This is a genomic window from Ferrimonas sediminicola (assembly GCF_005116715.1).
Classification (GTDB): domain Bacteria; phylum Pseudomonadota; class Gammaproteobacteria; order Enterobacterales; family Shewanellaceae; genus Ferrimonas; species Ferrimonas sediminicola.
Genome location: NZ_SWCI01000004.1, coordinates 130,741 through 156,195, shown reverse-complemented (window position 1 = coordinate 156,195; position 25,455 = coordinate 130,741). Strand labels below are relative to the sequence as shown.

Genomic DNA, 25,455 nt, shown 5'->3' with positions numbered 1-25,455 from the left:
CCGTGTGTGGTCGTTTCTTCCAGGTCTGCGAGGGGTTTGAATCCTGGGAGCAGCTGGGGATGGATGGGGGCCGCCTTGCCCTGGAGCCCGCCGATGAGATCCGCCCCAGCCAGCTGGTGTCTGCGGTGCTGGAGTTCGACGGCAAGCTGTGCCTGAGGCGGATGCAGTGGGGCTTGCCCCATTCTGGGCTGTCACGGCCGGTGATCAATGCCCGCAGCGAAACCTTGGCCGATAAGCCGATGTTCCGTCAGGCGTTGGCGCATCGGCGCTGCCTGATCCCCGCTTCGGGCTGGTTTGAGTGGCGCCGGGAGGGGGCACATAAGCGACCCTACCGCTTCGAAGCGCCCTCGCCACTGTTCAGTTTTGCCGGTCTGTGGTGGCCCCCGGCGCAATCCCTGCCCAACGGTGCCGTAGTGCTGGTGACCCGTGGTGCCACCCCGTCTCTGAGTAAGTACCACCATAGGATGCCGGTGGCCCTGTTGGGGGCCGGCGCCCGCAACTGGTTGCAGCGTGGGGAGATCTCCGGTGCCCTGGAGGCGTTCCGGGTGGCAGCCCTTCCCAGCACCGGTCCCACCCAGGGTCAGCTGTTTTAATCTGCTTTTTGTTTCTCCCTGGTCTATCTTTGGAATGGGGCGAGGATTTAGATATGACTTTCATTATCAGATATTTGTACTGTACCTTGTTGCTAGCCGCCCCCGCCGGCGCCGCCGACCGGGATGGGGACGGTGTGCCCGACAGTAAGGACGCCTGCCCCGAGACCCGAGCCAGCCTCGCCAGCAGCAATGGCTGCCCAGTTCAGGCAAACCACGCCGACCGGGTGGTGTTGCTGTTTGATAGCGGCTCGGCGCGGCTGGGCCCGAGCCAGTTGCGGGCGCTGCGCGGCTGGATGACCGGGTGGCAGGGCCAGAAGCTGCTGATCAGGGGTCATGCCGATGAGCGAGGGATGGAGGGCGCCAACCTGGTGCTGTCGCGGGCCAGGGCCCAGGCGGTAGTCCGGGTTCTGACCCTGGAGTTTGGTGTCGACGCTGACAGGCTCAGCCTCCAGGCCCTGGGGGAGCGCGAGCCGCTGAAGGACAGTCCAAACGGGTTGGCCGCCAGCCGCCGGGTGGAGGTGGTGGCCAGTCCGATAACCCTAGAGTTGACCAAGGGAGAGTAGAGAATGGAAGCCTGGATGGAGCAACTGCCTGAGTTGGCGATGGCTTACGGATTGAAGATAGTGATGGCCCTGGTGATCTTCATCGTGGGTCGCTGGATCAGCAAGCTGTTGCGCAAGGTGGTCGAAGCGGTCATGACCAAGCGCCACGTGGAGAAGACCGCGGTCAGCTTCATTGGCGCCATGGTATCGGTGCTGATCATGGCGGTGACCCTGGTGGCGGTGCTGGCCCAGTTGGGGGTGCAGACCGCCTCTTTGGTGGCGGTACTCGGTGCCGCAGGCCTGGCGGTGGGTCTGGCGCTGCAGGGGTCGTTGTCCAACTTTGCCGCCGGTGTGCTGCTGGTGGTGTTCCGCCCTTGCAAGGCGGGCGATTACGTCGAGGCGGCCGGTGTGGCCGGAGTGGTTGAAGAGATCTCCATCTTCTCCACCACCCTGGTGACGCCGGACAACAAGAAGATCATCGCCCCCAATGCGGCGGTGATGAGCAGCGTCATCGTCAACTACAGTGCCAAGGAGACCCGCAGGGTGGATCTGGTGATCGGCGTCTCCTATGACGCCGATCTGCGCCAAACCCGAGAGGTGCTGGCCAAAACCGTCGAGGCCTGCGAGTACGTGCTCAAGACGCCTGCGCCAATCATTGAGGTGTCACAGCTGGCCGATTCCAGTGTCAACTTTGTGGTGCGTCCCTGGGTCAACAGTGGCGACTACTGGAAAGCCCACTTTCAGTTGATGACCAACATCAAGCTTGCCCTGGATGAGGCCGGCATCGGCATCCCCTATCCTCAATTGGATCTGCATGTGCAGCAGATGCCCGCCCGGTCGCCGGCGGAACATCAGTAATCAGCGGGCCGCAATCGCGGCCCGCTTCACGCCTGAGTGGTGGTTTGTGATCTCTGCCCATTTTCGCCTGTCTTAGGTACAATGGCGCCACACAACCACCACAGGAACCCAAGATGCTGTTAAAGATCCTACGTGAAGGGCTGGGACGGACCATCGCCCTGGGCGACCGGCTGACCCGCCCCTCTCCCCTGAAGCGCTCTTCCCAGGAGCAGGCCAGGGTGGCCCGCGAAGTGCAAAGCCTCTCCCTCTATCAGTTCTACGCCTGCCCCTTCTGCATCAAGGTGCGCCGGGCCATGCACCGTCTGAACCTGCCCATCGAAACCCGGGATGTGAACCGCCATCCTGTCTACCGGGCCGAGCTGGAGCAGAGTGCCGGCAAGGTGATGGTGCCCTGCCTGAGGATCGAAAGTGACCAGGGAAGCCAGTGGATGCTGGAGTCCTCGGACATCATCGCCTACCTGGAGCAGAGGTTCGGCACCGCCTGATCCTCCTTCCCTGCTTTGGGGGCTTTGGCTACAATGGCGAGTTTTTAGCGAGCCGGGCCCCCATGGACCACCTTCAGAGATTCCACCGACTGACCGACCTGCTGCTGGAGACCCGCTCCTGGTGGCAGTTTGTGCCCTTCGAGCAGTTCAGCCTGCCCTGGCGCGTGCGGGCACCGGAGCTCTGTGCCTGGCTGTCGGCGCAGCCCGATGAAGCCTTGGTGGCGCTTCGCCAGGAGGCCTCCGCCCTCCATCGCCGGTTGAGCCCCTATCTGCCTTTCGTGGCGGAGTTCGCCTCCCTGGTGCGCCTGCCGGCCTGCGAGCCGGGCAGGATCGACGCGTCTTCCCGTCTGAGCAGTGGTGTGCCCGGACGAAAGTGGCAACAGATCACCGCCTTTGCCTCTGCCTTGGAGGAGACCGGCCTTTCCTGGCTGGAGTGGTGTGCCGGCAAGGGGCACCTGGGCCGGGTCCTGGCCGCGGGGTCTGTCAGGAGGGTCACCAGCCTGGAGTGGCAGCAGGCGCTGTGCCAGCAGGGACAGAGCCTGGCACTGAAGGCGGGCCTGCCCCAGCGGTTTGTTCAGGGGGACGCCCTCGGGGAGGTGGGCGCGGCCCTGCTGGAGAGAGAGCAGCATGCGGTGGCGCTGCACGCCTGCGGGGAACTGCATCTTGAGCTGTTGCGCCAGGGCGCGGCGCGGCGTACCCTGGCACTCTCCCTGTCCCCTTGCTGTTACCACCTGATCCCCCAGGAGCGCTATCGTCCCCTCAGCGCCGCCGCCGGAGCGACGGCGCTGCGGCTGACCAAGCTGGACCTGAAGCTGCCGCTGCAGGAGACGGTGACTGCCCCCCCTCAGGTGCGCCGCCGCCGCCGCCGTGAGCTCGGCTTCCGGCTGGGGTTTGACTCACTGCAGCGTCACCAGGGAGGCACTGGCTATCTGCCCCTGCCGACGGTGCCGAAGTCGGTCCTGGATCAGGGATTTGAAGCGTTCTGCCGCTGGGGCTGTGAGCGCAAGGGGCTGTCGCTGGACCTGGGCCGGGCCACGGAATACCTGGCCGAAGGGGAGGCCAGGGTGAGCCTGGTGGAGCAGATGGAAACCGTCCGTCAGCTGTTCCGCCGCCCCCTGGAGATCTGGCTGGCACTGGACCGGGTGCTGTTCTTGCAGGAGCAGGGGTACCGGGTTTCACTCTCCGAGTTTTGCCCGCGCAGCGCCACCCCGCGCAACCTGTTGATTCAGGCCCGGCTCGCTCAGGCTATCTGACCCTTACTTTGCCACCCACCATCTTCAACGCCGGTACCCCGCGAATCAGGGTTTGTCGGGCGAACTGACGGCCACAGCCGGGACAGATCCCCGGCGACTGGGTGTGATCCTCGGTCACCCTCTCCAGGAAGCACTTCACCAGGGCTCCGCTGCCCCCCTTGCGATAGCGCAGCAACTCGGTGCGACAGTAGTTGCAGCTGATGGTTACCGAGCGACTGGGCAGCGTCGGATTGGGTCTGGCCATAGGGTTTCCGGCGAGTTCGGTTGGAAGGGTGTGTCAGTGTAGCCTGTCTGGGTGAAGGCTTAAATGGTTCCGCCGAGGCCGCGAATGGCCGGCGCGGGTTACTCACGGGACACTCCGGTCGTGGTGTAATCCCACAGGTTCGGCTGACTCTCAAGAGTAGGAGGGATGTCGTAGGCATACAGGAGGTGGTATTACCTGTATGCTCTATCGCCCGCCCCCCTCTTCCTATCTAGTTATGATTAATATTCAGATGTTTGCAACATTTTTCCTGGCCGTTCCGGGTTGCGCAATGGTTGCGGGCGAGTTTGCGTGCTGTTGTTTTTCCCTAGTTCCTGCTTACTTTGTTATCGAAAAATGGTGCTTCCGCTCACACAACATGGAAATTGATGTGAATTGAAATGGATGGCGCATGCAGTTGTCTTGACGTTTTGTTACGCGCACGACTAGAATTCAGGGCTGTTATTTTTTCAGAAGTTAAACAAAATAGTTCTGAATCTAATTTATGGGGTTAAACAATGCATTAACTTTTTAATGTCTTGTTAAGTTCGATGCTTGGAGTGGCATTGGATACGACAAGATATGGCAGGGTGTATTTATTCCCCGGAATTGTTTAGAGAATACTTATTTAGAGCTGTCTACATCCGTATATTCATTTGTCGTAAGACCGGCGAAGCTTTAATGCTCCCTAATGAATACATCTTGGTGTCTTCTTTTTGGCGTTGTTATCAGCGCGGCCGTTGGATTTTGTAGTTCGCCTCGGGGATTGGGTAACTGATTTCTGAACAATTTTCACTTTGCTTTTGGTGGCCCAAAAATTGGGCATGCCAAGCATGGTGTGCGCCCATCAAAGATGCCGATTGGCTTTAATGGGTGAATTGAATATGCAACAAGGAGGCTTATTCCTTTGGTTGCAACTGATTACCACGATAAAGGCTGAGTTATGCAATCAACACACTCACTTATCTTCACAAGAGGCAGAGGTCGTAGAAATGGGCGACTGCTGGCCGGAGTCATGCTGTTGTGGACAACCGCGGCCTCGGCGGCTATTGACTACGATCTCCCCCAGGATGAACCCTCCCGCTGGTCCGGATATGTCGGTGGAGGTTACTCGAGAAACAGTTATAGTTCAGACTCCCACCATGCCTATGAGGCATTCTATCTCAATGCGCGACTGGGGTATCGCACCGACTTCGGGCAGTTCCGGCTCACTGTCGGCGGTGAACAGGAGACCCTGCACGGTCAGGAGTCCACCTTTTACGATCCCATCGTGGAATACCGGACTCGCAAATACCGCGTGAATGATCAGTGGTCAACCAAAGGCAGCATCGGTGTGGTGTTGCCGGGTAACCACTACACCAAGTTGGATAACCTTGAATACTCATTCAGAGTGGCGGGTTATTTATATTGGAACCCAGGAGATGAATGGTTTTTTTATGTCTCTCCCAGATACAAATACAACGACTACAAATATAAGACATCTGGAAGGCGTGTGTTGACTGAACATCAGTATGATGTGGTGGTCGATGCCTTATGGCAATTCACCCCTGATTGGTATCTGGATGTAACTGGCCAGTACATCTGGAGTGAAAACTATTATGGTCGTCAACTCGGTGACAGGTTCTATTTCGCTCAGGAGTTGGGTTGGCAGGCGAAGCCGAATCTTATTCTTGCCATAGGGCATAACAACAGTGGCCGTTTCTATAATCCTGAAATTGGCCAATCGAAAGGGTTTGAGTTTTATGACAAGCGCAGCTCAACCTTCTTCCTGTCGGTAACACAATATTTCTAAAGCGGTTAAGCAAGAGGGTATGATGAACAAATCACTGTTATGCCTTGCAGTCACCAGTGCCTTGGCTCTGGCCGGCTGTGGGGCGGGCGAAGAGCCCTACAAGGAGCTTCCTAAAGATGAGAAGCAGATAACCACCGACGCCATCGACAAGGCCGGTGAGCGCCAATATCTCTATATCCGCAGCGTAGGTCAGGCACCTCGCTACGCCGCCGCCATCCGCGGCTTCACCCAGGGCGCCCCCAAACTGGTGACCCTGGCCAAGACCGAGAACGGCATTCAGGTACGCCAGATTGACCGTGATTCCATCGGTCTGGGCCATGACAGCCGCTGGCAGACCGACATCAACCAGGCGCCGGTTCTGACCATTCCTGGTAAGTACATCGACTTCAAGTGTCGCGAGGATCAATGGCGCGAGTGCATCAACGAGGAGGAGGAGAACACCGACGCCGATCTGACCTGGGATAAAAAGCGTTACTTCATTCCCCAGTTCCAGGATGCCAAGGTGGCGGAGATGAACATCGAGGACATCTTCACCTTCGGCCAGTGTGTTACCGAGACTGAAGCGCCCCGTCTGGTTCGCAGCGATGACTGGAAAGGTTACGAGATGGACCTGGAGTCCGGCGTGATCAACTTCGAGATCGAGCACACCTATCAGGCCACCCTGTCCTGCATCAACCAGTTCTACAACGGCAGCCTGGACAACCTCTCCTTCACCACCACCGAGTACATCTCCATCGTGGCGGTGGACAAGCTGGCCAGCCCGGATTATCAGCCCATCCCCTACAGCGAGGATGAACGCGGAACCTACGGTTACTTTACCTCCGATCACCAGTTCCGTGATGCCACCGACAGCGAAGGTGTGGACGGCTATGTCCGTACCTACATGAACCGTTTCAATCCGGCCAAGGAGAGGATCACCTACTACCTGAGCAATAACTTCTTCGAGCCAAAGAACAAGGCGTACCTGGATGCCGCCCGCGAGAGTGTGACGGCCATCAATATCCAGAACAAGTTATTCAAGACCGGTTTCCCCGAGATCGAACTGGCGCAGGCCAGGGAGAAGCGTCACGGTGACCTGCGTTACAGCCACATCACCCTGTTTGACCAGCCTCTGGACAACGGCTTGGCCGGTTACGGTCCCTCCGCCGCCAACCCCCTGACCGGTGAGATCGTCAGTGGCCGGGTGAATCAGTACAGCTCCAACCTGAAACAGGGCGCGGTGCGCTACTACCGTCAGGTTCGCCTGGACTACAACCGCGGTCGCCTGGATGCCGAAACCGCCACCGCCCTGACCGGTGTGGTTTACCACAACAGCGACGGTGTCGACACCGCTGATGCCGGTATCGTCGACAAGGTGGACGCCGCCAACTTCGACCAGCCCAAGCAGACCCTGCTGGCTCAGGCCACCCCCCTGCCCCAGCTGACGAGGGAGGATCAGGAGTTCGATGAACTGGTGGATTACGATCGCCACACCAGCGACTACTGGTCAGAAAACACCATGATGCACGTGGACAACGTCTACGCGGTCGGCGGTTCTGCCCGTCAGCTGCCTGCGGGCATCAAGGATCACAAGATCGACTGGAGGCGCGCGGAGCTGTGGGAAAATGGCGAAGTGGGCAGCAGGTTGGTGGCCTTCGAGACCCTGCCTGTGAACCTGCAGGATGAACTGACCACCAAGCTGGCTGCCCAGGCCTTTGCCGGCACCCTGACGCACGAACTGGGCCACAATTTCGGTCTGCGCCACAACTTCTCCGGCAGTACGGACAAGGCCAACCTGTTTACCGACGAGCAGATGGCGATGATGGACGAGGCCTTCACCGCCGCCGGTTACCCAGACCTGACGGTAAACGCCGAGTTCTCCAGCCAGATGGACTACAACGTCAACCGTTTCGCCACCACCTTCGAGCCCTACGATCTGGCGGCCTTGCGCTTCGCCTATGCCCGCGAGGTGGAGAAGCGGGACGGTGAATTTGTGTCCCTGAAGGAGGAGGATGCCCAGCGTCGCGATGAGCTGGCCAAGGGCATTGTCAATGGTGAAACCCGCTTCGGTGCCCTGTACAACGTGGCTCAGCAGAATGAGCTGCGCAGTTACAACTTCTGTACCGACGGCCACGTCACCCTGAACTCCAACTGTAACCGCAGCGATGCTGGCGCTACTCTGGAGGAGATCGCCGATTTCTATATCGAGCGTTACCACGACAGCTATGAGACCAGCAACCTGCGCCACAACCGGCAGTACCTCTACGAGGATCACTCCCTGAGTTACGCGGTTCGCCGTAAGCGCCTGTTTGATGATATCCGCCAGTTCGTCGAGGATGTCAGCTTGCTGGAGGATATCTTCAGCCTGCCTGAGAACTTCTTCGCTAACGACTGTGCCCAGAAGGCCGCTGCCGGCCAAGATGCCTGGTATTGTGAGCGTCAGCGTGCCGTGGATCATGCCAGTGAGCTGTTCCTGGCCCTGATGGGGGAGAACGATGCCACCGTCAAGGTAACCTACAGCTGGATCGACGGCGACGCCGTGGCCCTGCAAACCAGCTACAACTTTGCCGATGTGCTGGAGAGCTATCGCTTTAACTCCAACGATCTTAAGTTCAAGCTGCAGCCCGGTGAGGTGATCAGTGAGTTTTCCGACTCGCCCGAGGCGCTCAAGGAGCTGATCCTCAAGACCAAGATCAATCCTAACTTCCAGAGCCAGCTGTACATCAGCGACGTGCAGTTCTCCGGTCGCCTGCTCAATGGCATGAAGGCCCCGGAGTCCTCTCCGAACCACCCCTATGTCAACGAGCGTGATGTACTGGGTGTGTGGCCTGACAAGCTGCTGGCGGTTCGCGCCCTGGTGTCTCGCACCACCCCTCGCAGCAGCACCAGCCGTGGCTACAAGGCGCTGGTGGATCTGCCCCAGGTTCAGCCGGTGTTCGAGGATATGTTGTGTAAGATCGCCATGGGCAAGGGTACCGGCCTGACCATGGGCGGTCAGCCTGTATTCACCCAGTACTGCGGCGCCAGTGGTAAGCTGGACCAGTATCTGCCCGAGTTTGTGGATTTCGCCGACCAGAGCATCGAGCCCCTGCCCAACTATGCTCGCAGCGTCGCCCGCTACTTTGGCTTCAACACCGACCGCTATGGCTACCCCAAGGGCAAGAGCAACCTGTTGCAGATGCTGTTGCGTCAGGTGGATCTGGCTTCCCGGGACAGTGACTATCAGGGTTACGAGAAGGCCCGTAGGTGGCGTGAACACGTGGGGATCCACCTGGACGCCGTCGCCCTGGACAAGAAGGCGGAGATCGCTCACAACGGCCGTATCTATGCGGCCACCAGTGAGAACCTGCTGGCTCAGCAGCTGATCGCTCGCATCAAGGAGGTGGAAGCCTTCAAGCTGGCTAATGCCGATGACTTGGGTCAGGAGGTGGGTGGCGAGACTCTGGGGCAGATGCTGGACAAGCAACTGGAGCGTGATTATCGCGTGCTGACCTACCTGCCGGTGCTGTAAGGGATCTCCGTCAGAGAAAACAAGGGCCGCATAAAGCGGCCCTTTTTGTGCGTTCCTGTCAGTCCGCCAGGTCGGCGCCGACGCTGAAGCTGAGCACCCGAGGCGGCTCTCCCAGCGCCATGGTGCCCTGCTCGCCGACCCGGACCACCACCGCCGGCATCAGTAGCTGGTTGAGGCGCTCGCCACTGCCGCTGGTGAGCACCGCGTCCACGGTGACCTGATCGTCGAGGGCGGTGGGTTGCAGGGACAGGCGGTAGTCGCCCAGGGGATGCTCGCTCCACTGGTTGGCGGGCACCCGGGTCTCCAGTTGCATCGGCTTGGCGCCGGGCAGGGTGATCTCGATGAACAGGTCCAGCTCCTGGGCAAACAGGGTGAGGGGGGCCAGGGCGGCCATCAGCGGCACTGCGAGTTTCATCGGATCTCCGGGGAACTGGGGCTTACTGTGTGGCCAAAGGGTATCAGAATTCTCTGGTTGTCAGAAATGCAATCTATTGATCAGATGATAAAAAAGGCACCAATCGGTGCCTTTTTCTTATGGGGTGGGTCAGAGGATCCGCTCCTCGAGGAATCGCTGCCGTCGTGCCTGTTCCGCCTCCCGGGCCATCTTGGCCTTGCGCTTGTCGCAGGGCTCGGGGCAGTCGCACACCTTGTCGATGCCGACGCCGCCGAGGCCGCCGCAGGAGCCGGCGATGCTCTTGCGCCTGAACAGGTAGCCGATGGACATCATCAGGGTCACCAGCAGCATGATGGCGAAGGTGGTGGCAAAGGCGGTCATAGTGTTGTCTCCCAGGGGGCGTCCCTCAATCAGTCACCGAAATCATCCAGCAGGATGTTTTCATCCTCGACGCCAAGGTCTTTGAGCATCTTGATCACCGCGGCGTTCATCACCGGCGGTCCACACATGTAGAACTCACAATCCTCGGGGGCCTTGTGGTTCTTCAGGTAGTTCTCGTAGAGCACGTTGTGGATGAAGCCGGTGTAGCCGTCCCAGTTGTCCTCGGGCAGGGGATCGGACAGGGCCACGTTCCAGTGGAAGTTGTCGTTCTCCGCCGCCAGGGTATCGAAGTCCTCCTGGTAGAAGATCTCCCGCACCGAACGGGCACCGTACCAGAAGCTCATCTTGCGCTTGGTCTTCTTGGCCTTGAGCTGGTCGAAAATGTGGGAGCGCATGGGGGCCATACCGGCACCACCGCCGATGAAGATCATCTCCGCCTCGCTCTCCTCCTTGACGAAGAATTCGCCAAAGGGGCCGGAGATGGTCACCTTGTCGCCCGCCTTGAGGTTGAAGATGTAGGAGGACATCTTGCCCGGGGGCAGATCGTTGCTCGGTGGTGTGGCGATACGCACGTTGAGCATGATCAGTCCCTTCTCATCCGGGTAGTTGGCCATGGAGTAGGCGCGCAGCACGTCCTCCGCCACCACCGACTCCAGCTGGAACAGGTTGTACTTCTCCCAGTCGTCGCGGTACTCGGCGGGGATGTCGAAGTCGGCATAGCTGACCCTGTGGGCCGGGGCCTCGATCTGGATGTAGCCGCCGGCCTTGAAGGGCACCTCTTCGCCGTCGGGCACCTTGAGGCGCAGCTCCTTGATGAAGGTGGCGGTGTTGTCGTTGGAGAGCACCTCGCACTCCCACTTCTTCACCCCGAAGATCTCCTCTTCGATCTCCAGCTCCATGTCATCCTTCACCGCCACCTGGCAGGCGAGACGGCAGCCCTCTTTGGCCTCCTTCTTGGTGATGTGGTCTCGCTCGGTGGGCAGGATCTCGCCGCCGCCGGACTTTACATGCACCCGGCACTGGCCGCAGGTGCCGCCGCCGCCGCAGGCGGAGGGGATAAAGATATCCTGGCTCGCCAAGGCGCCCAGGAGTTTGCCACCGGCCGGGGTGTTGACCGTTTTGTTCGGATCCCCGTTGATGCCGATGGTGACGTCGCCGGAGGCGACCAGTTTGCTCTTGGCGATAAGGATCACCGCGACCAGCAGACACACCACTACGGTGAACATGCTGATGCCGATTGCCATTTCCATCGCGTTACCTTCTTAAATCGTCACAAATGGGGTTACAGAGAGACGCCGGCAAAGGCCATAAAGCCCAGGGCCATCAATCCGGTGGAGATAAAGGTGATGCCGATCCCCTGCAGTCCTTCCGGGATGGCGGAGAACTTCATCCGCTCGCGCAGGCCGGCCAGCAGCACGATGGCCATGGCCCAGCCGGTGCCGGATCCCAAGGCAAACACCACCGACTCGGTCATGGTGTAGTCGCGGTTGGCCATGAAGATCACCCCGGCGAAGATGGCACAGTTCACTGTCAGCAGCGGCAGGAAGATCCCTAGGGTTTGGTAGAGCGCGGGGGCGTACTTGTCCAGCACCATCTCCAGGATCTGCACCAGGGCGGCAATGACGCCGATGAAGGTGATCAGCTTCAGGTAGCTGAGATCCAGGTTGGGCATGCCGGCCCACGCCAGGGCGCCCGGCTTCAGGAAGTTAACGTAGATCAGCTGGTTGACCGGTACGGCCAGGGCCATCACCACGATCACCGCTACCCCGAGGCCGAAGGAGGTGGAGACCTTCTTAGAGACCGCCAGGAAGGTGCACATCCCCATGAAGAAGGAGAGCGCCATGTTGTCGATAAAGACCGCCTGAACGAACAGGCTGATTAGATGTTCCATGTTCGCTCCTTAGCCCTTGCGCTTCTGAATCACGTGCAGGCCCCAGATCATCAGGCCGATGAGGAAGAAGGCGCTGGGGGCCATCTTGAACATCTCGTTGGCCAGGTAGATGCCGCCGTTCTCTGTGGTGGCGATCACCTCGTGGCCGAACAGGGTGCCGGAACCCAGCAGCTCGCGCACGAAGCCGACGCCGATGAGGATGACGCCATAGCCCATGGCGTTGCCCAGGGCGTCGATGACCGACATCAGCGGCCCGCTCTTCATGGCGTAGGCTTCCGCCCGGCCCATGACGATGCAGTTAGTGATGATCAGTCCCACGAATACCGACAGTTTCTGGGACAGCTCGTAGGCTACGTCCTGCAGCACCATGTCCACCACGATCACCAGAGAGGCGATTACCGTCATCTGGGCGATGATGCGCACGCTGTTGGGGATGAAGTTGCGGATCAGCGAGATAAACAGGTTTGAGAACACCAGTACGAAGGTCACCGCCAGGGTCATCACCACCGCGGTTTCCATGGAGTTACTCACCGCCAGGGCGGAACAGACCCCCAGCACCTGCATGGCCACCGGGTTATTGGCGAAGATGGGAGTGGTCAGCACCTGCTTGGCCGCATTACTGCTACTGCTCATCTCAGGCCTCCTTCTTAAAGGTGTTCAGGAAGGTCTGGTAGCCCTCGGGGCCGAACCAGAATGTTACCGCTTTCTGCAGACCACGGCCGGTCTTGGTGGCGCCACTGACGCCGTCCACGCCGTGGATGTCACCCTTCTTGGCACCGCCTTTGACCACCGCCAGCACCGGCTTGCCGCTGTCGTCGAAGATCCGCTTGTCGTGCCAGCCGGACAGCCACTGGGGATCCTTGAGGAAGTCGGTCAGCCCAGGGGTTTCGCCGTGTTCGGAGATCACCAGACCCTCGATGGTGTTGAGGTCGGGCTGAACCGCCACATAGCCGTAGACCACGGACCACAGCCCCTTGCCATGAATGGGCATCACCACGCTGGCCAGCTGGCCGTTGTCGTCGGTGACCTTGAACACCCGGGCCTGGTTGGCGCGGCGCTTGATGCGGGCGGTGTCCTTCCTCGGCTTGATGGAGGTGTCCGGGTTGATGGCCGCCATGCGGTCGTCGAAATCGAGGATCTCCTTGGCGCTGAGGTTCTCCATGGTGCCGCTGTCCAGGTTCACCAGCATCGGGGTGACCCGGGCGTCGAACAGCTCGTCAATGTCGTCACCCTCAACGTTGGCTGCCACCAGCACGTAGCGCTTCAGCTCACTGCGCTTCTTCGCCAGCTTACGCTCCTTCAGCACTTCGGCGGTGCCGGTGATCATAAAGGAGCAGAGCAGGCAGAGAACTACGCTGAAGGTCATGGTTCCCAGCACGGAATCTTTATTAAATGCCATTGCGTGCCAGCCTCCGTTTGATGTTGGCGCGTGCCACCAGGTAATCGAAAATCGGTGCCCATAGGTTGCTGAACAGGATCGCCAGCATCATCCCTTCGGCCATCTTGGGGTTGACCACTCGGACCAGCACCACCATGAAGCCGATGAGGACGCCGTAGGCCCAGCGCCCCTTGCGGGTGTAGGTGCTGGTGACCGGGTCGGTGGCCATAAACAGCATGCCGATGGCGAAGCCGCCGGTGACCAGGTGCCAGGTCCAGGGCATGGCGAACATGGGGTTGGTGTCGGAGCCGATGACGTTGAACAGGGTGGCGGTGGCCACCATGCCGATGAACACGCCGCCGACAATCCGCCAGGAGGAGAGGCTGGAGAGTATCAGCAGGCCGCCGCCGATCAGCAGGGCCAGGGTGCTGGTCTCGCCGGTGGCGCCCGGGGTCAGGCCCAGGAAGGCATCCCACCAGGCCTGATCACTGAACGCCTGGTACCAGGGGTAGTCGGCGAAGGCCAGTTTGCCCTTGGCCGCTTCGACCAGGGCGGTGGCGCCGGTGTAACCGTCCACGGCCACCAGTTGGCCGGTGGCGGCGAACACCGTGGGGTAGGCGAAGTAGAGGAACGCCAGACCCGCCAGGGCGGGGTTGAGGAAGTTACAGCCGAGGCCGCCGAACACCTCCTTGGCCATCACCACACCGAAGCTCACCCCCAGGGCCACCATCCACAGCGGGGTGCTGATGGGCAGGATCAGGGCGAACAGCAGGGAGGTGACCAGGAAGCCTTCGTGCAGTTCCTGGCCACGGGCACGGGCGAAGACGATCTCCCAGAACAGGTTGACCACCAGGGCGGTCAGGTAGATCGGCAGGAACAAGCTGGCGCCGTAGGCGAACAGGGCCAGGGCGCCGCTGTCGGCGTTCAGGCCGCCGGACAGGGCGTTGAACAGTCCCAGTTGCCAGGCGTCGGAGAGCTCGGCGCCGGTGCTCAGGGCCAGCTGGGCCTGCAGCCCCTGGTTGTACATGCCAAACAGCATGGCGGGCACTAGACACAGCATCACCACGTGCATGGTGCGCTTCACATCGATGCCGTCACGGATGTGTACCTTGCCCGAGGTGGGACGGGCGTAGGCGATAAAGAGGGACCGCAGGAAGTCCTTCATGGAGTTGCCGTGGGCGTAATACGCCTCTTGCGGCTTTTTGGAGTTGGAACCGCTCATCAGCCCTCCTTCTCGATAATGTCCAGACAGGTGCGCAGCTCCTTGCCGAAGTCATACTTGCTCGGGCAGACAAAGGTGCACAGCGCCAAATCCTCTTCGTCCAGCTCCAATGCGCCCAGGGCCTGGGCCTCATCGGTGTCCTGGCAGATGAGGTCTCTCAGCAGCAGGGTGGGCAGGATATCCAGCGGCATCACCTTCTCAAATTGGCCAAAGGCCACGATGGCGCGCTTGGAGCCGCCCGTCTGGGTGGTCAGATCGAACTTCTTGTTGCCGGTGAACAGGGAGACCAAGCTGCGAGTGATGGAGAAGGCCTCTCTGGGGGGGCGGGCCCAGGGCAGTAGCTCGTGTTCGCTGTCCTCGGTGAGGACGGTCACCTGGTTGTGGAAGCGTCCGAGGAAGTCGTGGGGACCGGTGGCGGTATGGCCACAGAGCACGGAGCCGGAGACCACCCGGGAGTGGCTGGGCTTGAGCTCGCCCCGCATCAGCCGAGTCAGCTCTGCCCCCAGGGGGATGCGTACCAGGCGTGGGTCAAGGATGTCGGGGCCGGACAGGGCGATCACCCGGTCGGTGTACAGCTCTCCGGTGGTGAACAGCTTGCCGACGGCGATCACATCCTGGTAGCCGATGTGCCATACCTGGCGTTCCAGGCTGACCGGCAGGATATGGTGGATGTGGGTGCCCACTAGGCCGGCGGGATGCACACCAGCGAAGCGGTGTGTTTCCACCTTGGGCAGATCGCTGCCGGGCAGGCTCTCACCGGCGTCGTGACACAGGTGCAGTTTGCCGTCGGTCAGGGTGCTCAGCACCTTGAGGCCATCGGCAAAGGCCTGGGGTTCCTCGGCGATCACCACCCTGGGATCCGCCGCTACCGGGTTGGTGTCCATGGCAGTGATGAACAGCCCCGCGGGGGCACTGCCAGGCTGGGGAGCGCGGGAGAAGGGGCGGGTGCGCAGGGCGGTCCACAGGCCACTGGCCAGCAGATTCTGCTGCGCCTGTTCCCGGGTCAGGTCGTCGAGATCATCGAAGCGGTCGAACAGCTCCTGCTCCTCCCCCTCGACCTGGATCACCACGGATTGCAGCACACGGCGCTCGCCCCGGTGGATGGCGGTGACCACCCCGGCGGCGGGGGCGGTGTACAGCACACCCTTCTGCTTCTTGTCTTCAAACAGCGGCTGGCCCTTCCGCACCCTGTCTCCGGGCTCCACCAGCATGGTGGGCTTGAGGCCGGCGTACTCTTCGCCGAGCAGGGCTACATGGGAGGGACACAGGCGGCCGTCGATCTCTTGCCGGGGTTCACCGGCCAGGGGCACATCCAGCCCCCGCTTTACGGTCGTTACCTTGGTTGTCGTCGCCATTGCAGTCTTCGATCACAAAAAATTTGTGACAAGGATAAAACTTCATCGCTGCAACTTCCTTTAGGAAGGTCACACTTTGTAGTAAAAGGTGAAGCGAATTCTAATAATAAAACGGAATAAAATTACATTTGGGTATGGCGATGGAGTTTGGCTGTACCGGATTATCTATATGATATATAGCGATATAATTTGCAATGGTGGCGTTGATTAACAGGGTTTTGACAGATCGGACCTTTGTTCACTGATCGTCAAATTACTATTTGTGGATGAAAAATAACCAGATCTGGCTGGTGTTCGTGAGCTGGGGCGGGCGCGACGGCCGCAACGGCGGGATCGTGCTTGGTCACCGAGCGGACTTCAGGAGAGCAGATGACGGGCCAGGTAGCGGCGCATGCCCGACAGGGTCATCACCTGGGGGTAATCCTGCTCCGGAACGCTGACGCCACACGCCCGCTTCAGGTTGGTCAGTAGGATAAGAAAGTCCATGGAGTCCAGGTCGCACGCCTCCCTGAGGTCCTCCTCCGGGTCCAGCTGGTCACTCGCCACCTCTGGGGCCACCTGGGCCAGGGCATCGAAGATCAGCCGGTCGATACTGTCCATACTCATAGCTCCTCCGGTTGTAACAGACGCCCGGCGAGGGCGCCGAGGAAACGGGCGCCGATCAGGCCGTCGCTGACCCTGTGATCGGCGCTGAGGGTGGCGGTCATCCGCCGGCCGGTGTGCCACTGTCCCTGCTGCAGCATCGGCTGTTGGCGTATCCGGCCGAACCCCACCAACGCCACCTGAGGCGGGTAGATCACCCCGTACACGCTGTCGCAGCCCCGCTCTCCCAGGCTGGTGATGGTTATCGTGGCGCACTCCAGCTCTGAGCCGCGTAGGTGGCCGCCGCGGGCGCGCTCGGCCTGATCCCTCAGGGCCTCCATCACTTGATCCAGCGACAGCGTGTCTACCCCAGTGATGGCGGGCACCACCACGCCGCCATGGCGCACGCTGATGGCGTGGCCCACATTGACCCGCTTCGACGGCCGGTAGCCCTGGGGCAGCAGGTGGCCGTTGAGCTGGGGGAACGCCGCCAGGGTCAGGGCGGTGGCGCGGATCAGCAGCGCCGCCAGCAGCAGCCGTTGCTCCGGTTCCCGCCGGGCATTGATCCGCGCCATCCAGGTCAGGCAGGGCTCGAGATCCAGCTCATGGCTCAGGTAGTAGTGGGGGATCTCCCGCTTGGAGCGGCTCATGGCGGCGGCGATCGCCTGCCGCATGGGATCCGGTTCGACGATAGCCTCGGCGTCGGCGGGCACCGCCGCCGGCTCACCCTGCCGGGGAAGATCTCGCCCCAGCACCGCGCCCGCTGGACCGCTGCCGCGCACCTGGCTCAGATCGAGGCCGGCAACCCTGGCCTGGCGTCGTGCCAGGGGGGAGGCGAGGATCCTTCGCCCAGTGGCGGCGGAGTCAGTAGGGGGGGCGGCCGCGTGTGGCCCGGCGCTGCTGGGTGGGGGGGAAGGCGATTGGGCAACGGCCGTGGTGGTGGAGGCGGGGGGGACCGCTTCCCGGGGCGACTCTTCGCTGGACTGTGGCGGCGGGTCGGCCTCCATCCGTGCCAGCACCGTCCCCACCGGCAGGCTGACCACCGGTTGATGCAGCAGCTCGAGGATGCGCCCCTCCTGAAACACCTCCAGATCGATGGCGCCCTTGTGGGTTTCCACCACGGCGACCACATCTCCGTGGTGCACCCGGTCCCCCTCCTTGACCAGCCACTTGACCAGCTGGCCTTCGGCCATGTCGGCGCCGAAGGAGGGCAGGGTGATGTCGACGCTGTGGCTGCTCATGGGCGACTCTCCATCACCCCCCGGGCGGCCTCGAGGATAGCCTCCACCTGGGGCAGACACGCCTGCTCGAGCTGAGCCGCATAGGGGAAGGGGACCTCGGCGGAGCACACCCTGCGGATGGGGGCGTCCAGCTCCCAGAACCCCTGCTCCATGATGGTGGCGCTGATCTCGGCGGCCAGGCTGCCACTGTACCAACCCTCATCGACGATCACTGCCCGGTGGGTGCGTGCGATGCTCTCCAGCACCGTGCCCCGATCCAGTGGCCGCAGGCAACGAAGATCGATCACCTCGGCCTCTATCCCCTCGTCGGCCAACTGACGGGCGGCATCCAGGGTCTTGGGCAGGCTGCCGCCATAGCTGATGAGGCTGAGGTCGCGACCGGGGCGGCGCACCAGGGCCCGCTCCATGGGGGCGGCCGGCTCCGGGTCCACCGCGCCGCTGTCGTTGAGCAGCATCAGGTGTTCGAAGATGATCACCGGGTCCGGGTCGGCCAACGCCTGGCCCAGCATGTGGCGGGCGTCGGTGTGGGTGGCGGGACTGATCACCTTGAGCCCGGGGATGTGGGCATAGAGGTTCTCCCAGCTATGGGAGTGCTGGGCTGCCAGCTGGCGGCCGCCGCCGCAGGACATGCGGATCACCAGCGGGACGTGATACTGTCCGCCGGACATGTGCCTCAGGGTGGCGGCGGTATTGACGATCTGGTCCATCGCCAGCAGGCTGAAGTTGACCGTCATCACCTCGACAATGGGTCGCAGTCCCCCCAGGGCGGCACCGATCCCCACCCCGACAAATCCGGACTCACACAGCGGGGTATCGATGATCCGCTCGGGCCCATAACGCTCCAGCAGCCCCTTGCTGACGGCGAAGCAGCCGCCGTAACGGCCCACGTCCTCCCCCATCAGCAACACCCTGGGGTCGGTGGACAGGGCGTCATCCAGGCCGGCCCTGAGGGCCTCGCGGTAGGTCAGCTGTTGGCTCATCGGTTCTCCCCCTGTGGTGGTGGGCTGTAGAGGTCAAGGTAGAGGTTCTCCACCGGTTCCGGCTCGCCCCCTTCGGCGAAGCGGACGGCGGCGTCGATCTCCCGGTCGATCTCCTCCTCCAGCTGACGCAGCTCCTCGTCCTGGAGGTGGTTATGCTCCCTGAGCCAGCCGATGAGCCGCCGTACCGGCCCCTTCTTCTCCCACTGGGCCACCTCCGCCTTGTCCCGGTAGAGCTGGCCGTCGAAGCTGGAGTGACCCCGGAAGCGGTAGGTGAGGCACTCCAGGAAGCGGGGCTCTCCCTGGGTACGAACCTCCTCCAGGGCCTTGCGGGCGGCGGTCTCCATGTCCACCACATTCATGCCGTCCACCCGGGCGGAGATGATGCCATAGCCGGAGGCTTTGCGGGCGATGTCGGTTTCCGACTCGGACAGGGTCAGGGCGGTGCCCATGGCGTACTGGTTGTTTTCGCAGACAAACAGCAGCGGCAGCCGCCACAGGGCCGCCAGGTTGAGGGTTTCGTGGAACTCCCCCTCCGCCACCGCCCCCTCGCCGAAGAAGCACACCGCCACATCGGGCCGTCCCTGGTGCTTCGCCGCCATTGCCAGCCCCGCCGCCAGCGGCAGGCCGCCGCCGACGATGGCGTTGCCGCCACAGAAGTTGTGCTGGCGATCGAACAGGTGCATGGAGCCGCCCCGTCCCCGGCAGCAGCCGTTGCTGCGGCCATACATCTCCGCCAGCACGCTGCCCATGGGGACCCCGCGCGCCAGGGCGTGGCCATGCTCCCGGTAGGTGGAGACCACCGCATCACCCGGCTGCAAGGCCGCCATCACTCCCACGGCGATCGCCTCCTCACCGATGCACAGGTGCAGGAAGCCGCGGATCTTCTCCTGGCCATAGAGCTCGCCGCAACGCTCCTCGAAGCGGCGGATGCGCATCATCCCCTTCAACTGCCGCATCAGGTGATCCCGGTCGATATGCAGTTTGTCGCTCATCGCTCCTCCCTCTCCAGGGTCGAGGTGTCCCCCTCGGGCAGCCCCAGTTCGCGGTTCTTCAACAGCCGCCGCATGATCTTGCCGCTGCGGGTGCGGGGCAGTTGCCGACAGAAGGCGATCTCCTTCGGGGCCACCACCGCCCCCAGGCGCACACGGGCGTGCCCCAGCAGTGTCCGGCGCAACGTCTCATCCCCCTCGATACCGGGATTGAGCAGCACGAACGCCTTGACCATCTCTCCGGCCACCGGATCCGGCTTGCCGATCACCGCCGCTTCCGCCACGGCCGGATGCTCCATCAGGGCGCTCTCCACCTCGAAGGGACCGATCAGGTGGCCGGAGGATTTAATCAGGTCATCAGCCCGGCCGACAAACCAGTAGTAGCCGTCCCGATCCCGGCTGGCCAGATCGCCACTGAGGTACCATTGCTGCTCGAAGCAGCGCCGGTAGCGCGACTCCTGATTGAGGTAGCCGCGGAACATGGAGGGCCAGCCGGCCTTCAGGGCCAGCTCTCCCACCTTTCCGTCCTGGCTGACCTCCTCCAGGGTGCCATCGTCGCGGCGGCGCAGGATGGCGGCGTCGATGCCGGGCAGGGGCCGGCCCATGGAGCCGGGCTTGACCGCCTCGCCGGCGTAGTTGGCGATCATGATGGCGCCGGTCTCGGTCTGCCACCAGTTGTCGTGGAAGGGCCGGCCGAAGTGACGCTGGCCCCACACCACCGCCTCCGGGTTGAGGGGCTCGCCGACGCTGGCCATAAACCGCAGGGCCGACAGGTTGCACCCAGGCGGTGGGGCGCCAGTGCGCATCAACAACCGGATGGCGGTCGGGGCGGTGTACCAGATGTTGACCTTGAGCTCCTCCAGGATGCGGTACCAACGCTGGGCATCGAACTCCGCTTCGTCCACCACCAGGGACACTCCCAGGCACAGGGGGGCGATCAGGCCATAGGAGGTGCCGGTCACCCAGCCGGGGTCGGCGGTGCACCAGTAGATCTCGCCGGGGCGCAGGTCGAGGGCAAAGTGCGCCGACAGCATGTGCATCTGCACCGCTTGGTGGACGTGGACCACCCCCTTGGGCTGGCCGGTGGTGCCACTGGTGAAGTGCAGCAGCGCCATCTCCTCCGGCTGGGTACGGCTGCAGGGGCAGAGGGGATCGCCCCGGGCCAGCAGCGCGCTCAGGGCATGGCAGCCCGGCTCGTCGGTGCTGTCGACATCCACCAGGATCACCCCCTGCATGTGGGGCAGCTGCCGCCACCAGGAGGCCACCCTCTTGCGGTACAGCTTCTCGGTGGTCAGCAACAGGTTGGCCCGGCCGATCTCCATCCTGGCGCGGATCGGTTCGGGGCCGAAGGCGGAGAACAGCGGGGTGAACACCGCGCCGGCCCTCAGGGTGCCCAGGGCGGCATAGTAGAGCTCGGGCCGGCGGCCGAGCAGGCTGAATACCCGGCTGCCGCGGCCGGCGGCAATGGTGGTCAGGGCGCTGGCAAAGCGGGCGCTGAGCTCAGTCAGCTCACGGTAGCTCAGGGTCGTCTGCTCCCCCGACTTGCCCAGCCAGATCAGGGCAGTCCGGTCCCCGTCAGACAGGTGGGCGTCCAGCGCCTCATAGGCGATGTTGAGGCCCCCGCCGGGCAGGCCTCGGGGTCGCACCGGCGGCGCGTCCCAGCTGAAGTGGCGTCGCTGTTGGTCGTAGTCGCCCAGGTTGGTGCGTGACGGGGGTAAACCCACCTTGGTGATGATCTCGGTCTCTGTGCTCATGGCAGGGGTGTCCCTCTCCAAACCTGGCAACGGGTCCCTCAAAGCATAGCTGTCCCCGGTTGGCGCAGAGGGCTGTCTGGGGAATATTTGACGTAGATCAGCGGTTCACGGTGATGATTCCGGTGCCAAGGTTGGCCGTCTCTCTCGTGCTAGGGGAGAGGGGCGGAGACCCTGGGTGAGAGGTCGTTGCTGCCGGTGATGGAGCCATACGAGCGCTGGCGGCAAGGCCAGGGGCCGCCGGTCGGGCACAAAAAAGCCCACCTTGCGGTGGGCTTTTGCGATGTTTGGTGGAGTCGGGGGGAGTTGAACCCCCGTCCGAAAAACCTACATCCTCGGTCCTACATGCTTAGCCGGCTCTTTTAGTTAACCCACAGTGACGCCGAGCGGCAGGCTTCACCTGGGCGATCCAGATTGAGTTTAACGCTTTGTCTACTGGAGAAGACGCCGCGCGATCCTATATGGCTTGACTACCTTGGTCCTCACCCAATAGGCGGGGGTTTGGAGGTAGGCGATCTTACCGCTTATTAGGCGGCGATTGCGTAAGTTTCGTCGTTTGCGACTATTTAAATGCGGCTTTTTTACGAGGCCAACCGCACCTCGGCATGCACCTTGGGTTTCGAGAATCCCGTCGAATCCAAAATCGACCCCAGGTAGAACTACTATACCACTTATCCACAAAGGACGCCAAGCCCAGTGTGGATAAGCATTAGGCGATCAGCGTTTGGACCCCTTCATGACCCGGGCCTTTTCGCGGTCCCAGTCACGCTGTTTGGCGTCATCGCGCTTATCGTGCTGTTTCTTACCCTTGCCCAGACCAAACTCCAGCTTGACCCAGGCCTTCTTCCAGTAGAGGGCGGTGGGGATCAGGCTGTAGCCCTGGCGTTCCACCTGGCCAATCAGGCGGTCCAGCTCCCGGCGCTTGAGCAGCAGTTTGCGCAGGCGCAGCGGGTCGGCCACCACGTGGGTGGAGGCGGTGTTCAGCGGTGTGATGGTGACGCCGTGGAGGTAGGCCTCACCATCTTTGATCTGAATAAAGCCTTCGGTCAGGTTTACCTTGCCTTCGCGAAGGGATTTCACTTCCCATCCCATCAGGGACAGACCGGCCTCAATCTTCTCCTCGATGTGATACTCGTGACGCGCCTTCTTGTTCAGGGCGATGGTCGAGGAGGTGGGCTTGGATTTTTTAGAACTTTTCTTAGCCATAGCGGCGTATTATACCCGTCTGCCTTAGATTTGGTATGACCTTGGGCAACGGATTGCTACAATGCCGGCAATTTGTAGATGGGGAGAGTGAAATCGATGCCGCAGATTAATCGCAGCGCCCTGGTCCGTTTCAGTGCGCAGCAGATGTATGACCTGGTGAATGACGTGGCGTCATATCCGCAGTTTCTGCCCGGTTGCGTCGGTGGTGAGGTGCACAGCCATACCGATGACGAGATGGTGGCGACGGTGTTCGTCAAGAAGGCGGGCATTGCCCACAGCTTTACCACGGTGAACAGCCTGGTGCCGCCGCAGACCATTGCCATGAGCCTCAAGGAGGGTCCCTTCAGTGATCTCAAGGGGACCTGGAGTTTCAAGGCGCTGACCGAAGCCGCCTGCAAGGTGGAGTTGAGCCTGCACTTTGAGTTCACCAACCCGGTAACCCAGAAAGCCTTCGGCAAGGTGTTCAACGACCTGGCCCAGAACATGGTGATGGCCTTTTCCGAGCGAGCCAAGGAGGTGTATCGTGGCTAACGCTTTCCCAGTCGAGGTGGTTTACGCCCTGCCGGACGCAGCCACTGTCCTCAAGGTCACCGCCGAAGCCGGCAACAGTGTCGGGGCGCTGATTCGGGCCAGCGGTATTCTGGAGAGGCACCCGGAGATCGACCTGAGCCAGAACAAGGTCGGGGTGTTCAGTCGCCAGGTGAAGCTGGACTATGAGGTGAAGCCCGGTGAGCGGATCGAGATCTACCGCCCGCTGATTGCCGATCCCAAAGAGGTGCGCAAGCGCCGTGCCGAACAGGCCAAGGTCAAATCTTAACGTGCCTCCTCTCGAGGATAGCCGGGGCTCCAGATGGAGCCCCGTGTCGTTTTTGGCGCCAGGAGGGTGGGAAGGTTCTCAGCCCGAGCGGGAGGATCAAAAAAGCCGGCGATGCCGGCTTTCTGTTTTAGGGCGCTGACGTGCTCAGCGGGGTGTCGAACTGCTCCGACAGGGTGTAGTCGCCGGTCACCGAGGCCACCCTGTTTTGGTCAAACTTGATGATCAGCTCTTTGCGGGTGATCTCACCGGAGCGGCCGCTCTTGAACTGGTAGACGTAGTACCAGGTGTCGTCGGCGAAGGAATCGCGCAGGACGGGGCGGCCGAGGATGAACTCTACCTGCTCGCGGCTCATCTCGATGCGCAGCTTCTCTACCTGGGTCTGTTCGATGAAATTACCTTGGGGGATGTCGATCTTGTACACCAGCTTGTCAAAGACCGAACATCCGCTGAGGGTTGCTGCGGTCAGGGCCGCGGCCAACCAAATCTTACACTGCTTCATGCTGTTAATCGTTATCCCCTGTAAGTGAAACGCGATAATACCCCAGCCCGGGGGACAAAGGGAAATGCAATACCCCTAGGACTGCCCGCTACCCGGGAGGTTCCCGTTAAGGTGGCAGTGGTGGGACAAAAAAGGCCGGCAAAGCCGGCCTCGATCTGCACACTACTGGGGTTACCCGTTACAGGGCACCGCGGAAGATGGCACTGATCTCGTCGTGGCTGGCCTGCTTGGGGTTGGTCAGGCCACAGGCGTCGTTCAGTGCGTTGGTGGCCAGAGTCGGGATATCCTCCTCCTTTACTCCCAACTCGGTCAGGTTGGCGGGAATGCCGATATCCTTGGACAGCTCGCGGATGGCGTTCAGGGCGGCTTCCGCGCCTTCGGCATCGGTCATGCCTGTGGTGTCGATACCCATGCAGCGGGCCACGTCGGCCAGACGCCCGGGTACAACCTGGGCGTTGTAGGCCTGTACGTGAGGCAGCAGGATGGCGTTACACACGCCGTGAGGCAGGTCGTAGAAGCCACCCAACTGGTGGGCCATGGCGTGCACGTAGCCCAGGCTGGCGTTGTTGAAGGCCATGCCGGCCAGGAACTGGGCGTAGGCCATCTGGTCGCGGGCGTCGATGTCGGTGCCGTCGGCGACCGCCTTGCGCAGGTTGTCGGCAATCAGGGTGATCGCCTTCTCGGCGCAGGCATCGGTGATGGGGTTGGCGGCGATGGAGACATAGGCTTCAACGGCGTGGGTCAGGGCGTCCATGCCGGTGGCTGCGGTCAGAGACTTAGGCTTGCCCACCATCAGCTGGGGATCGTTGACGGACAGGATGGGGGTGGTGTTCTTGTCGACGATCGCCATCTTGATGTGGCGATCTTCGTCGGTGATGATGCAGAACCGGGTCATCTCTGAGGCGGTGCCAGCCGTGGTGTTGATGGCTACCAGTGGCAGCTGAGGCTTGGCAGACTTGTCCACGCCTTCGTAATCGCGGATGTCACCGCCATTGGCGGCAACCAGGGCGATCCCCTTGGCACAGTCGTGGGGGGAGCCACCACCCAGAGAGATCACGAAATCACACTGGTTCTCTTTCAGCAGGGCCAGGCCGTCATTGACGTTCCCCACCGTCGGGTTGGGCTGGGTGCCGTCGAATACCACGGTCTCCAGGCCACGGGTGGCCAGCTTGTCTACCACCTGAGCAACCAGGCCCACCTCAACCAGCACCTTGTCGGTGACGATCAGGGCACGCTTGAAGCCCAGCTGGAGAATATCGTCTGCGGCGGCATCCACGGCGCCGGTGCCCAGAGTGTTCACGGAAGGAATAAAAAACTTCGCTACGGACATGGGCTGTCTCCTATAAAGTTGAAATTAAAATTCTGTCTGGAATCAAAATAACCCGCTCAATCCCGGCTTTTTGTGACGCCAGGCGGATTTATTTGTGAAAGATTGTGAGATATGACAGAAATATTACCTGCGTTGGAAAAGCCGAGGATTCGTCGGGTGGATCGGCAAAAGCCGCCCAATAGGGC

Annotated in this window: 25 protein-coding genes, 1 other RNA gene and 1 pseudogene; 9 read left to right on the top strand and 18 right to left on the bottom strand. The window is 61.7% G+C overall.

Annotation, left to right across the window (positions count from 1 at the left end; all coding sequences use genetic code 11):
• Positions 1-2: 2 nt before the first annotated feature.
• The 5 genes from FCL40_RS08305 (at position 3) to FCL40_RS08285 (ending at position 3,731) form a co-directional block, all read left to right on the top strand.
• A complete protein-coding gene (locus FCL40_RS08305) occupies positions 3-593 on the top strand; it encodes an SOS response-associated peptidase (RefSeq protein WP_136852696.1) in 591 nt (196 codons plus the stop codon).
• A gap of 53 nt (positions 594-646) precedes the next feature.
• Positions 647-1,156, top strand: a complete 510-nt coding sequence (locus tag FCL40_RS08300) for an OmpA family protein (protein ID WP_136852694.1) — start codon at positions 647-649, stop codon at positions 1,154-1,156.
• A 3-nt stretch (positions 1,157-1,159) separates the two neighbouring features.
• Complete coding sequence (locus FCL40_RS08295; protein WP_136852693.1) at positions 1,160-1,993, top strand: mechanosensitive ion channel family protein; 834 nt, start codon at positions 1,160-1,162, stop codon at positions 1,991-1,993.
• A gap of 113 nt (positions 1,994-2,106) precedes the next feature.
• Entirely contained in the window at positions 2,107-2,478 is a 372-nt protein-coding gene (locus FCL40_RS08290) for a glutaredoxin family protein (protein ID WP_136852692.1), read from the top strand.
• A 62-nt stretch (positions 2,479-2,540) separates the two neighbouring features.
• Entirely contained in the window at positions 2,541-3,731 is a 1,191-nt protein-coding gene (locus FCL40_RS08285; RefSeq protein ID WP_136852691.1) for a methyltransferase, read from the top strand.
• On the opposite strand, the gene FCL40_RS08280 is transcribed toward FCL40_RS08285, so the two are convergent.
• A complete protein-coding gene (locus FCL40_RS08280; protein WP_136852690.1) occupies positions 3,724-3,975 on the bottom strand; it encodes a hypothetical protein in 252 nt (83 codons plus the stop codon). The genes FCL40_RS08285 and FCL40_RS08280 overlap by 8 nt on opposite strands.
• Before the next feature lie 940 nt (positions 3,976-4,915).
• On the opposite strand from FCL40_RS08280, the gene FCL40_RS08275 reads away from it, so the two are divergent.
• Together FCL40_RS08275 and FCL40_RS08270 are read left to right on the top strand one after the other, a co-directional pair.
• Entirely contained in the window at positions 4,916-5,764 is an 849-nt protein-coding gene (locus FCL40_RS08275; RefSeq protein WP_136852689.1) for a hypothetical protein, read from the top strand.
• A 22-nt stretch (positions 5,765-5,786) separates the two neighbouring features.
• The gene (locus FCL40_RS08270; RefSeq protein ID WP_136852688.1) at positions 5,787-9,254 is read left to right on the top strand and encodes a zinc-dependent metalloprotease; all 3,468 of its coding nucleotides are present in this window, start codon (positions 5,787-5,789) and stop codon (positions 9,252-9,254) included.
• A gap of 58 nt (positions 9,255-9,312) precedes the next feature.
• Here FCL40_RS08270 and FCL40_RS08265 read toward each other — a convergent pair whose 3' ends face one another.
• The 15 genes from FCL40_RS08265 to smpB all read right to left on the bottom strand — a co-directional run bounded on the left by FCL40_RS08265 (position 9,313) and on the right by smpB (position 22,624).
• On the bottom strand, positions 9,313-9,669 hold the full coding sequence (locus tag FCL40_RS08265) for a hypothetical protein (protein ID WP_136852687.1): 357 nt from the start codon (positions 9,667-9,669) through the stop codon (positions 9,313-9,315).
• A 129-nt stretch (positions 9,670-9,798) separates the two neighbouring features.
• Positions 9,799-10,029, bottom strand: coding sequence for a (Na+)-NQR maturation NqrM (gene nqrM / locus FCL40_RS08260; protein WP_136852686.1), 231 nt, complete (start codon positions 10,027-10,029; stop codon positions 9,799-9,801).
• A gap of 29 nt (positions 10,030-10,058) precedes the next feature.
• Positions 10,059-11,279 (bottom strand): NADH:ubiquinone reductase (Na(+)-transporting) subunit F, encoded by a 1,221-nt coding sequence (nqrF, locus tag FCL40_RS08255; RefSeq protein ID WP_136852685.1) that lies wholly within the window; start codon positions 11,277-11,279, stop codon positions 10,059-10,061.
• A gap of 32 nt (positions 11,280-11,311) precedes the next feature.
• Positions 11,312-11,920 (bottom strand): NADH:ubiquinone reductase (Na(+)-transporting) subunit E, encoded by a 609-nt coding sequence (nqrE, locus tag FCL40_RS08250; RefSeq protein ID WP_136852684.1) that lies wholly within the window; start codon positions 11,918-11,920, stop codon positions 11,312-11,314.
• 9 nt (positions 11,921-11,929) lie between these two features.
• The gene (locus FCL40_RS08245; protein ID WP_136852683.1) at positions 11,930-12,553 is read right to left on the bottom strand and encodes an NADH:ubiquinone reductase (Na(+)-transporting) subunit D; all 624 of its coding nucleotides are present in this window, start codon (positions 12,551-12,553) and stop codon (positions 11,930-11,932) included.
• Position 12,554: 1 nt separating this feature from the next.
• Positions 12,555-13,319, bottom strand: a complete 765-nt coding sequence (locus FCL40_RS08240) for a Na(+)-translocating NADH-quinone reductase subunit C (protein WP_136852682.1) — start codon at positions 13,317-13,319, stop codon at positions 12,555-12,557.
• Positions 13,309-14,520, bottom strand: a complete 1,212-nt coding sequence (locus tag FCL40_RS08235) for an NADH:ubiquinone reductase (Na(+)-transporting) subunit B (RefSeq protein WP_136852681.1) — start codon at positions 14,518-14,520, stop codon at positions 13,309-13,311. The genes FCL40_RS08240 and FCL40_RS08235 overlap by 11 nt, the downstream gene beginning before the upstream one ends.
• On the bottom strand, positions 14,520-15,875 hold the full coding sequence (locus FCL40_RS08230) for a Na(+)-translocating NADH-quinone reductase subunit A (RefSeq protein WP_136852680.1): 1,356 nt from the start codon (positions 15,873-15,875) through the stop codon (positions 14,520-14,522). Before FCL40_RS08230 ends, FCL40_RS08235 begins: the two co-directional genes overlap by 1 nt.
• Positions 15,876-16,232: 357 nt before the next feature.
• Complete coding sequence (locus FCL40_RS08225; protein ID WP_136852679.1) at positions 16,233-16,481, bottom strand: acyl carrier protein; 249 nt, start codon at positions 16,479-16,481, stop codon at positions 16,233-16,235.
• A complete protein-coding gene (locus FCL40_RS08220) occupies positions 16,478-17,698 on the bottom strand; it encodes a dihydrolipoamide acetyltransferase family protein (RefSeq protein ID WP_136852678.1) in 1,221 nt (406 codons plus the stop codon). The genes FCL40_RS08225 and FCL40_RS08220 overlap by 4 nt, the downstream gene beginning before the upstream one ends.
• A complete protein-coding gene (locus FCL40_RS08215) occupies positions 17,695-18,678 on the bottom strand; it encodes an alpha-ketoacid dehydrogenase subunit beta (RefSeq protein ID WP_136852677.1) in 984 nt (327 codons plus the stop codon). Before FCL40_RS08215 ends, FCL40_RS08220 begins: the two co-directional genes overlap by 4 nt.
• Entirely contained in the window at positions 18,675-19,670 is a 996-nt protein-coding gene (pdhA, locus tag FCL40_RS08210) for a pyruvate dehydrogenase (acetyl-transferring) E1 component subunit alpha (protein WP_136852676.1), read from the bottom strand. The genes FCL40_RS08215 and pdhA overlap by 4 nt, the downstream gene beginning before the upstream one ends.
• Complete coding sequence (gene acsA / locus FCL40_RS08205) at positions 19,667-21,421, bottom strand: acetate--CoA ligase (RefSeq protein ID WP_136852675.1); 1,755 nt, start codon at positions 21,419-21,421, stop codon at positions 19,667-19,669. Before acsA ends, pdhA begins: the two co-directional genes overlap by 4 nt.
• A 285-nt stretch (positions 21,422-21,706) precedes the next feature.
• Positions 21,707-22,069, bottom strand: a transfer-messenger RNA (tmRNA) gene (gene ssrA / locus FCL40_RS08200).
• A gap of 66 nt (positions 22,070-22,135) precedes the next feature.
• A complete protein-coding gene (gene smpB, locus FCL40_RS08195) occupies positions 22,136-22,624 on the bottom strand; it encodes an SsrA-binding protein SmpB (RefSeq protein WP_136852674.1) in 489 nt (162 codons plus the stop codon).
• Between the two features lie 96 nt (positions 22,625-22,720).
• Here smpB and FCL40_RS08190 point away from each other — a divergent pair, with 96 nt between their 5' ends.
• Both FCL40_RS08190 and FCL40_RS08185 read left to right on the top strand, forming a co-directional pair.
• A complete protein-coding gene (locus tag FCL40_RS08190; RefSeq protein WP_136852673.1) occupies positions 22,721-23,155 on the top strand; it encodes a type II toxin-antitoxin system RatA family toxin in 435 nt (144 codons plus the stop codon).
• A complete protein-coding gene (locus FCL40_RS08185; protein ID WP_205729115.1) occupies positions 23,148-23,441 on the top strand; it encodes an RnfH family protein in 294 nt (97 codons plus the stop codon). The genes FCL40_RS08190 and FCL40_RS08185 overlap by 8 nt, the downstream gene beginning before the upstream one ends.
• Before the next feature lie 136 nt (positions 23,442-23,577).
• Here the strand turns inward: FCL40_RS08185 and FCL40_RS08180 are convergent.
• Both FCL40_RS08180 and yiaY read right to left on the bottom strand, forming a co-directional pair.
• Positions 23,578-23,940: pseudogene (locus FCL40_RS08180) on the bottom strand (outer membrane protein assembly factor BamE); the annotation flags it as partial.
• 178 nt (positions 23,941-24,118) lie between these two features.
• Complete coding sequence (gene yiaY / locus FCL40_RS08175; RefSeq protein WP_136852670.1) at positions 24,119-25,270, bottom strand: L-threonine dehydrogenase; 1,152 nt, start codon at positions 25,268-25,270, stop codon at positions 24,119-24,121.
• Positions 25,271-25,455 lie beyond the last annotated feature (185 nt).

Coding starts and splice junctions, on each gene's coding strand:
- FCL40_RS08215 (WP_136852677.1), bottom strand. CDS start 18,678: ATGAGCCAACAGCTGACCTACCGCGAGGCCCTCAGGGCCGGCCTGGAT.
- yiaY (WP_136852670.1), bottom strand. CDS start 25,270: ATGTCCGTAGCGAAGTTTTTTATTCCTTCCGTGAACACTCTGGGCACC.
- FCL40_RS08270 (WP_136852688.1), top strand. CDS start 5,787: ATGAACAAATCACTGTTATGCCTTGCAGTCACCAGTGCCTTGGCTCTG.
- nqrM (WP_136852686.1), bottom strand. CDS start 10,029: ATGACCGCCTTTGCCACCACCTTCGCCATCATGCTGCTGGTGACCCTG.
- FCL40_RS08300 (WP_136852694.1), top strand. CDS start 647: ATGACTTTCATTATCAGATATTTGTACTGTACCTTGTTGCTAGCCGCC.
- FCL40_RS08275 (WP_136852689.1), top strand. CDS start 4,916: ATGCAATCAACACACTCACTTATCTTCACAAGAGGCAGAGGTCGTAGA.
- FCL40_RS08295 (WP_136852693.1), top strand. CDS start 1,160: ATGGAAGCCTGGATGGAGCAACTGCCTGAGTTGGCGATGGCTTACGGA.
- FCL40_RS08190 (WP_136852673.1), top strand. CDS start 22,721: ATGCCGCAGATTAATCGCAGCGCCCTGGTCCGTTTCAGTGCGCAGCAG.
- acsA (WP_136852675.1), bottom strand. CDS start 21,421: ATGAGCACAGAGACCGAGATCATCACCAAGGTGGGTTTACCCCCGTCA.
- FCL40_RS08225 (WP_136852679.1), bottom strand. CDS start 16,481: ATGAGTATGGACAGTATCGACCGGCTGATCTTCGATGCCCTGGCCCAG.
- FCL40_RS08265 (WP_136852687.1), bottom strand. CDS start 9,669: ATGAAACTCGCAGTGCCGCTGATGGCCGCCCTGGCCCCCCTCACCCTG.
- FCL40_RS08280 (WP_136852690.1), bottom strand. CDS start 3,975: ATGGCCAGACCCAATCCGACGCTGCCCAGTCGCTCGGTAACCATCAGC.
- nqrF (WP_136852685.1), bottom strand. CDS start 11,279: ATGGAAATGGCAATCGGCATCAGCATGTTCACCGTAGTGGTGTGTCTG.
- FCL40_RS08235 (WP_136852681.1), bottom strand. CDS start 14,520: ATGAGCGGTTCCAACTCCAAAAAGCCGCAAGAGGCGTATTACGCCCAC.
- FCL40_RS08240 (WP_136852682.1), bottom strand. CDS start 13,319: ATGGCATTTAATAAAGATTCCGTGCTGGGAACCATGACCTTCAGCGTA.
- pdhA (WP_136852676.1), bottom strand. CDS start 19,670: ATGAGCGACAAACTGCATATCGACCGGGATCACCTGATGCGGCAGTTG.
- FCL40_RS08285 (WP_136852691.1), top strand. CDS start 2,541: ATGGACCACCTTCAGAGATTCCACCGACTGACCGACCTGCTGCTGGAG.
- nqrE (WP_136852684.1), bottom strand. CDS start 11,920: ATGGAACATCTAATCAGCCTGTTCGTTCAGGCGGTCTTTATCGACAAC.
- smpB (WP_136852674.1), bottom strand. CDS start 22,624: ATGGCTAAGAAAAGTTCTAAAAAATCCAAGCCCACCTCCTCGACCATC.
- FCL40_RS08220 (WP_136852678.1), bottom strand. CDS start 17,698: ATGAGCAGCCACAGCGTCGACATCACCCTGCCCTCCTTCGGCGCCGAC.
- FCL40_RS08230 (WP_136852680.1), bottom strand. CDS start 15,875: ATGGCGACGACAACCAAGGTAACGACCGTAAAGCGGGGGCTGGATGTG.
- FCL40_RS08245 (WP_136852683.1), bottom strand. CDS start 12,553: ATGAGCAGTAGCAGTAATGCGGCCAAGCAGGTGCTGACCACTCCCATC.
- FCL40_RS08290 (WP_136852692.1), top strand. CDS start 2,107: ATGCTGTTAAAGATCCTACGTGAAGGGCTGGGACGGACCATCGCCCTG.